The sequence below is a fragment of the Mesorhizobium sp. M8A.F.Ca.ET.021.01.1.1 genome (assembly GCF_003998025.1).
Classification (GTDB): Bacteria; Pseudomonadota; Alphaproteobacteria; order Rhizobiales; family Rhizobiaceae; genus Mesorhizobium.
This window is the reverse complement of the sequence record NZ_RZSJ01000342.1, coordinates 1-6463: the sequence shown is the minus strand read 5'-3', so window position 1 is coordinate 6463 and position 6463 is coordinate 1. Positions and strand designations below refer to the sequence as shown.

8 protein-coding genes and 1 tRNA gene are annotated in these 6463 nt (G+C 63.9%); 2 read left to right on the top strand and 7 right to left on the bottom strand.

Features of this window, described 5'->3' with window-relative positions; genetic code table 11:
* The 6 genes from EOA36_RS23130 to EOA36_RS23105 all read right to left on the bottom strand — a co-directional run.
* Positions 1-285, bottom strand: a 285-nt coding sequence (locus EOA36_RS23130) for a low molecular weight phosphatase family protein (RefSeq protein WP_145969265.1), incomplete at its 3' end; no start/stop codon positions are given.
* Positions 273-758, bottom strand: a complete 486-nt coding sequence (locus EOA36_RS23125; RefSeq protein WP_127279573.1) for a UPF0262 family protein — start codon at positions 756-758, stop codon at positions 273-275. The genes EOA36_RS23125 and EOA36_RS23130, both read right to left, overlap by 13 nt.
* Positions 759-764: 6 nt before the next feature.
* Positions 765-2057, bottom strand: a complete 1293-nt coding sequence (gene hisD / locus EOA36_RS23120) for a histidinol dehydrogenase (protein ID WP_127279572.1) — start codon at positions 2055-2057, stop codon at positions 765-767.
* Between the two features lie 7 nt (positions 2058-2064).
* Complete coding sequence (locus tag EOA36_RS23115) at positions 2065-2496, bottom strand: DUF2948 family protein (RefSeq protein ID WP_127279571.1); 432 nt, start codon at positions 2494-2496, stop codon at positions 2065-2067.
* A gap of 201 nt (positions 2497-2697) precedes the next feature.
* Positions 2698-3990, bottom strand: coding sequence for a UDP-N-acetylglucosamine 1-carboxyvinyltransferase (gene murA, locus EOA36_RS23110; protein ID WP_127279570.1), 1293 nt, complete (start codon positions 3988-3990; stop codon positions 2698-2700).
* Positions 3991-4119: 129 nt separating this feature from the next.
* Complete coding sequence (locus EOA36_RS23105) at positions 4120-4320, bottom strand: hypothetical protein (RefSeq protein ID WP_127279569.1); 201 nt, start codon at positions 4318-4320, stop codon at positions 4120-4122.
* Positions 4321-4481: 161 nt separating this feature from the next.
* Between EOA36_RS23105 and EOA36_RS23100 the strand changes: the two genes are divergently transcribed.
* Positions 4482-4556: transfer RNA gene (locus EOA36_RS23100), tRNA-Thr, on the top strand.
* Between the two features lie 128 nt (positions 4557-4684).
* Here the strand turns inward: EOA36_RS23100 and EOA36_RS23095 are convergent.
* Positions 4685-5056 carry a VOC family protein gene (locus tag EOA36_RS23095; protein ID WP_127279568.1) on the bottom strand — a complete coding sequence of 124 codons (372 nt, stop codon included), beginning with the start codon at positions 5054-5056 and terminating at the stop codon, positions 4685-4687.
* A 329-nt stretch (positions 5057-5385) separates the two neighbouring features.
* Between EOA36_RS23095 and EOA36_RS23090 the strand changes: the two genes are divergently transcribed.
* Positions 5386-6463: DUF882 domain-containing protein (locus EOA36_RS23090; RefSeq protein WP_127279567.1), on the top strand; the 1078-nt coding region annotated here is incomplete at its 3' end.

The window sequence follows — 6463 nt, the reverse complement described above, 5'->3', positions numbered from 1 at the left end:
GTGCGCCTCCGGCGCCAGTGTGACGATCAGGTCGAAATAGTCGTCCTCGAGATCGTCCAGCGTCCGTGGATGACGTTCGCCAAGCGTCAGGCCGTCCTCGGCAAGCACGGCATCGACGAACGGGTCGCGTTCGCCGGCGCGCACACCGGCCGAGGCGACGAAAATGGTGGGGGGCAGCATCCGGCGCGCCAGCTGCTCGGCCATCGGCGAGCGCACGGCATTCATGCCGCACAGGAACAGGACCGAGCGGGGCAGGGCGCCGGGGGCCAGGGTCAGCCCCGCCAGTGCAGCACGCAGACCAGCGTGAACAGCCGTCGCGCCGTGTCGAAGTCGATGTCGATCTTGCCGGAGAGCCGATCCATCAGCGTCTGCGAGCCCTCATTGTGCAGGCCACGGCGGCCCATGTCGATCGCCTCGATATGGCTCGGCGTCGAGGAGCGGATGGCGTCGTAATAGCTCTCGCAGATCATATAGTAGTCCTTGACGATGCGCCTGAGCGGCGTCAGCGACAGGATGTGGGTGACGACGGCGGCGCCGTCCTCGCGTGCCACGGCAAAGACCAGACGGGACTCGGCCAGCGACAGCTTCAGCCGGTAGGGACCCGTGCCGCTGTCGTTGACGGGCTGAAAATGGTTCTCCTCGATCAGGTCGAAGATCGCCACCGCCCGCTCATGCTCGACATCGGGCGTCGAACGGCCGATCGATTCATCGAGTTCGACATCGATCAGTTTTGCGCGGGTTTGATCGGAGCCCGTCATGCCGGCCTACATGTTCAGCCGGATAGTGACGGAGCGGCCATGCGCGTCGAGCCCTTCCGCCCGCGCGAGTGCGATCGCCGCCGGTGCCAGCATGCGCAACTGTTCCGGCCCAAGCTTCAGGACCGAGGTGCGCTTGACGAAGTCGAGGACCGACAGGCCCGACGAGAAGCGCGCCGAGCGCGCCGTCGGCAGCACATGGTTGGAGCCGCCGACATAGTCGCCGATGGCTTCCGGCGTGTGGCGGCCGAGGAAGACGGCACCGGCATTGCGCATCTTCGCGAGGAAGCCTTCGGCATCGTCGATGGCCAGTTCGACATGCTCGGCCGCGATGCGGTCGACCAGCGGCAACGACGCTTCGATCGTCGGAACCAGGATGACGGCGCCGAAATCGCGCCAGCTCTGCGCCGCCGTATCGCCGCGCGAGAGGCTTTGCAACTGACGCTCGACCGCCCGTTCGACCTCCTCGCCGAATGCCGGATCGTCGGTGATCAGGATCGACTGCGCCGACACGTCATGCTCGGCCTGGGCAAGCAGGTCCGCCGCGATCCACTCTGGATCATTGCCGCCGTCGGCCACCACAAGCACTTCCGACGGCCCGGCGATCATGTCGATGCCGACCGTGCCGAACACGCGCCGCTTGGCCGCGGCCACATAGGCATTGCCGGGACCGACGATCTTGGCCACCGGCTTGATCGTCTGCGTGCCATAGGCAAGTGCGGCGATCGCCTGCGCGCCGCCGACGCGGTAGATTTCGGAGACGCCTGATATATCCGCCGCCACCAGCACCAGCGGGTTGACGACACCGTGCGGTGCCGGCACGACCATGACGATGCGCTCGACGCCTGCTACCTTGGCCGGCACGGCGTTCATCAGCACCGAACTCGGATAGCTTGCCGTGCCGCCCGGCACATAGAGTCCGACCGCCTCGATCGCGGTCCAGCGCGAGCCGAGCTCGACGCCGGCGGCATCCGTGTAGCGTTCGTCCTGCGGCTTTTGCCGCTGGTGATGGGACCGGATGCGGTCACGTGCGAATTTCAGCGCCTCGACCGTGGCCGGATCGGCCTCGGCATAGGCGCCGGCGATGTCTTCCGCCGAGACGGCAATGCCTAGCGCGGCGAGGTCGCCTCCGCCGAATTTCTGCGTGTAGTCGATCAGTGCCGTGTCGCCCTCGGCGCGCACGCGCGCGATGATGTCGCGCACCACGGCGTCGACATCGGCCGATACCTCGCGCTTGGTCATGAGGAAGGCGGCGAAACGCTGCTCGAAATCGGCGTCGGACTGGCGAAGCGTGATGGCCATTGTATGCTCAAGCCCTGTGGATGGGGCGCGACGTGGCTTCCCACGCACCGCCGATATCGGCAAGGCGGGCCTCGATGCATTCGACGTCGAGCATGATGGTACCGCCACCCGAGAAGATCAGTTCGACGATGCCGGCCGGCTTGCTGATCTCGATGAAGCTGATCGCCAGCAGGGAGAGGATTTCGGCCGGCTTGTCGCGGGCAATGCCGTTGGTCTTGGCGCCCAGCACCCGGTCGAAATGCAGCACCGCCTGCCGCCGCTCATTGTGCTGGCGAAACAGGCCGGATTTGGCCTCCCACACGAAACGGTTCATGGTCAGCACGAACCGTTTGGCCTTGGGCAGGAATTCGAGGTCCGAGACCTTCATCACGGCGTCCTGGAGATGGGCCGAGACGATGCTCAGATCCTGATCGTCGAGCGCAATGAGTTTTAAGGCCATGCGGATTTCACACCCAGAGGTTGGCAATCAGCCTTTCTGTTAGGCGGTCTTTCCGATCGGTGCAACCGCGACAGGAATACCGCCAGAGGCATTTGCCGCAGGTTTTGCGCACCCCTCATTGTCCCTGCCGGGCACTTCTCCCCGTATGGTGACGGGAGAAGGAACGCTTTGCAGATGATTTCGCCAAGCGACCGCGGATCGTCAGGCAGAAATCCGCTCGATCACCGCGCCGCAATTGGAAAGCTTTTCCTCCAGCCGCTCGAAGCCGCGATCGAGATGGTAGACGCGGTTGACCGTGGTCTCGCCTTCGGCGGCCAGACCGGCGATGACCAGCGAGACCGAAGCGCGAAGATCGGTCGCCATGACCGGCGCGCCCTTCAGCTTCGCCACGCCGTCGACGATCGCAGTCTGGCCCGAAAGCGTGATGTGGGCGCCGAGCCGCGCCAGTTCCTGGACGTGCATGAAGCGGTTTTCGAAGATCGTCTCGGTGATGCGCGACTTGCCCTTGGCCATGGTCATCAGGCCCATGAACTGTGCCTGCAGATCGGTCGGGAAGGCCGGGAAGGGCGCCGTCGTCACGTCGACCGGCGAAATCCCGGCGCCATTTCGCTTCACGCGGATGCCGGAATTGGTCTGCGTGATCTCCGCGCCCGTCTGCGAAATCACGTCGAGCGCGGTCTGCAGCAGCTCCGGCCGTGCGCCTTCCAACACGACGTCGCCGCCGGTCATCGCCACGGCCATGGCATAGGTGCCAGTCTCGATGCGGTCGGGGATGACGCGCACGCGCGCCCCCGACAGCGCTTCGACGCCGTCGATGGTGATGGTCGGCGTGCCGGCGCCGGAAATCCTGGCGCCCATGGCGTTGAGGCATTCGGCGAGATTGACGATCTCGGGCTCGCAGGCGGCGTTTTCCAGCACCGTCTCGCCCTTGGCGAGCGATGCCGCCATCATCAGCACATGGGTTGCGCCGACCGAGACCTTGGGGAAGATGTAACGGTTGCCGACGAGGCGGCCATTGCGGGTCTTGGCGATGACATAGCCGGTGTCGACATCGATATCGGCGCCCAGCGCCTGCAGGCCTTCGAGGAACAGGTCGACCGGGCGCGTGCCGATGGCGCAGCCGCCGGGCAGCGACACCTTGGCCTCGCCCATCCGGGCCAGCAGCGGCCCGATCACCCAGAACGAGGCGCGCATCTTGGACACCAGCTCGTAAGGAGCTGTCGTGTCGACGATGTTGCGGGCGGAAAAGTTGATGGTGCGCGAATAGCCCTCATTCTGCTTCTCGCGGCGGCCATTGACCGAATAGTCGACGCCATGATTGCCGAGGATGCGGATCAGTTGCTCGACATCGGCCAGATGCGGCACGTTTTCGAGTGTCAGCGTGTCGTCGGTCAGAAGCGAGGCGATCATCAGCGGCAGGGCGGCGTTTTTCGCGCCCGAGATCGGAATGCTTCCGGCAAGCTTGTTGCCGCCGACGATTCTGATGCGATCCATTGGAGAATGTCCCTCTCGGCCAGAAAAGGCCGGTTCAATCGTTTGAGTGTCGGCCCGTCTAGACCATTGGCCGGTATGGTTCAAGAAATAGGATTTCCGAGCATCCCGTCCAAGAGTGGCCGATTTGAGTTAATCTTTCTGCATTTCCTTTGCCGCGCCGAGCCCGTCGGGCCGCTGGTCGGCCTCACCGGCGCGCCGCTTGTCGGCGTCGCCACTACGGCGCGAGCGCGACTGCGCCTTGCGCTTCTGGAGATTGGCTCGCAACTGCTCGGCGAGCCGGTTCTTGCGGGTCGTTCCGCTGTTTTTCGGTGGATTTGTCTTGTCGTTCATCGTCCTGCCCCGGCTGGCAGCCAGCCAACCCGCCATTCAGGGATAGCCAACATTGTGGCACCGCCATGTCATAGAAAGCTATCCGGCAAAGGCTTTCACAGAAGCGTTGTTCTTGGCCTTGCGCTTGCCGGTTCGATATGGCAGAAGCCCCGCCATCGGCGGCTGCGGTAGCTCAGTGGTAGAGCACTCCCTTGGTAAGGGAGAGGTCGAGAGTTCAATCCTCTCTCGCAGCACCAGTCTATCCCATTGATTGGGAACCCCTACCTTGGTCTTTTTGCCGCCTGGTACGCCGGGTGGTACACATAAGCTTGACATTGTCAGCACGGCGAAGGCGATCAAAACCAGCGTCGCCACCAGCTCTAAATCAGGCTCGATCCTTCTTGAACTCGAATAGCTCGATAACGTTGCCGGAGGGATCTTCGAGCAAGATGGCGCGGCCGGCACCGCCGTCGCTGATCTTGCCGCGGAATCTTGCGTCAGTGCGGCGCAACCGCTCGATGAGGACATCGATCTCGGTCGTAATGATCATAAATCGGTTCCACCCGCCCGGCTTTGGATCGCCGCCCGCCTGACCACCGCTCCCCGCACCTGGGGCGCTGAGATACAGCGTCAAGTCGTCGCGCAACAGCGCGGCGAACTTGCCCGGATTGTGCTTGTCGGTCTTGAAATCGAGATTGTCTCGATAGAACGCGACCGCCTTGTCGACGTTCGAAACGATGTACCGGACGGATGCCATTCAACTTGTCCTCTCTTCCAGCTACAACGGCCAACTTGCATGAAAGGTTTCCTGTCGGTCGGCCTGCCTGTGTTGGCGCGTTCAGCCGGAAGACAACGTGGCTTTCCCCAAAGGCGGGGGGCGGCAACCTCCAGTCGAAAAGCCGCCTGACACGATTCGTTAACCAAGATGCTGTTCTTCGACATGACGTGTTGTGGAATGGCTGGCCTGTCCGCCTGGTCAAGTCTGGCCTGTCCGCCTGGTCAGCAGCGCCGGGAAGGGTGCTGAAAAGAAGGCTCCGCCTCCGGCGAGGACGTCAAATCGCCCGAAACAGGAACGATGTGCAAGGCATGAACGTGATTGAAAGCCAACAGAACGCGCCCGGCGGTTTCCGCTTCTGGACCCGGTTGCAGGCTTTCATGGCCGCTTTCTTTTGCATGTGCATCACCGATGCGTTCGCCGAAACGCGCGCCCTGCGAATTCAGCATCTCCATACGGGCGAGAAGGCCGAGATCGTCTTCAAGCGCGACGGGCGTTACGATCAGGCGGGCCTGAAGAAGATCAACTTCATGCTGCGCGACTGGCGCCGCAACGAGCCGACCAGGATGGATCCGCGTCTGCTCGACCTGGTCTGGCAGGCTTATCGCGCCAGCGGCTCGACCAGCTATATCCATGTGGTCAGCGCCTATCGCTCGCCGGCGACCAACGCCATGCTGCGCGGCCGTTCGAAAGGGGTGGCCCGCGAAAGCCAGCACATGGTTGGCCGCGCCATGGATTTCTTCCTGCCGGATGTGCCGCTGAAGAAGCTGCGCGACATCGGCCTGAAGATGCAGGGCGGCGGCGTCGGCTATTACCCTACTTCCGGTTCGCCCTTCATCCACATGGACGTCGGCAATGTGCGGCATTGGCCGGGCATCAGCCGCCAGGAACTGGCCAGGGTCTTCCCCAACGGCAATACGCTCCATGTGCCGAGCGACGGCAAGCCGCTGCCCGGCTACGATCAAGCGTTTGCCGCCTACAAATCGCGCAAGGCCGCCGGCACGCCCAACATCGAACTGGCAAGCGCCGACGGCGGCCAACGCAGGCCGGCGCGCGGCCTGCTGGCGTCGCTGTTGGGTGGGCGCGGCACGGACGAAGCCGACGATGCCGCGGAAGTGGCGCCTGCGCCACGCAAGCCGGCGAAGCCGGTTGACTCCAAGACGGCCGGTGACCCCAAGACGGTCGTTGAACCGAAGCTGGCCGGACAGGGCATCGCTATCGTGGCGCCGGAGGCAGCCCAGCGGGCGGACATTCAGATGGTTTCCCCCGAAGAAACGCCCGCGAAGACGCCCGAAGCGATCGTCATGGCGATGGCGCCCGGCACGGTGCCGGTACCCGCTTTCGCACCGCGCACCGGGCTCGCTGCAGGCATTCCAACCCCGCAAACCG

Excerpts from the sequence above, each read along its gene's own strand:
- hisD (WP_127279572.1), bottom strand. The coding sequence starts at position 2,057 with ATGGCCATCACGCTTCGCCAGTCCGACGCCGATTTCGAGCAGCGTTTC.
- murA (WP_127279570.1), bottom strand. The coding sequence starts at position 3,990 with ATGGATCGCATCAGAATCGTCGGCGGCAACAAGCTTGCCGGAAGCATT.
- EOA36_RS23105 (WP_127279569.1), bottom strand. The coding sequence starts at position 4,320 with ATGAACGACAAGACAAATCCACCGAAAAACAGCGGAACGACCCGCAAG.
- EOA36_RS23125 (WP_127279573.1), bottom strand. The coding sequence starts at position 758 with ATGACGGGCTCCGATCAAACCCGCGCAAAACTGATCGATGTCGAACTC.
- EOA36_RS23095 (WP_127279568.1), bottom strand. The coding sequence starts at position 5,056 with ATGGCATCCGTCCGGTACATCGTTTCGAACGTCGACAAGGCGGTCGCG.
- EOA36_RS23115 (WP_127279571.1), bottom strand. The coding sequence starts at position 2,496 with ATGGCCTTAAAACTCATTGCGCTCGACGATCAGGATCTGAGCATCGTC.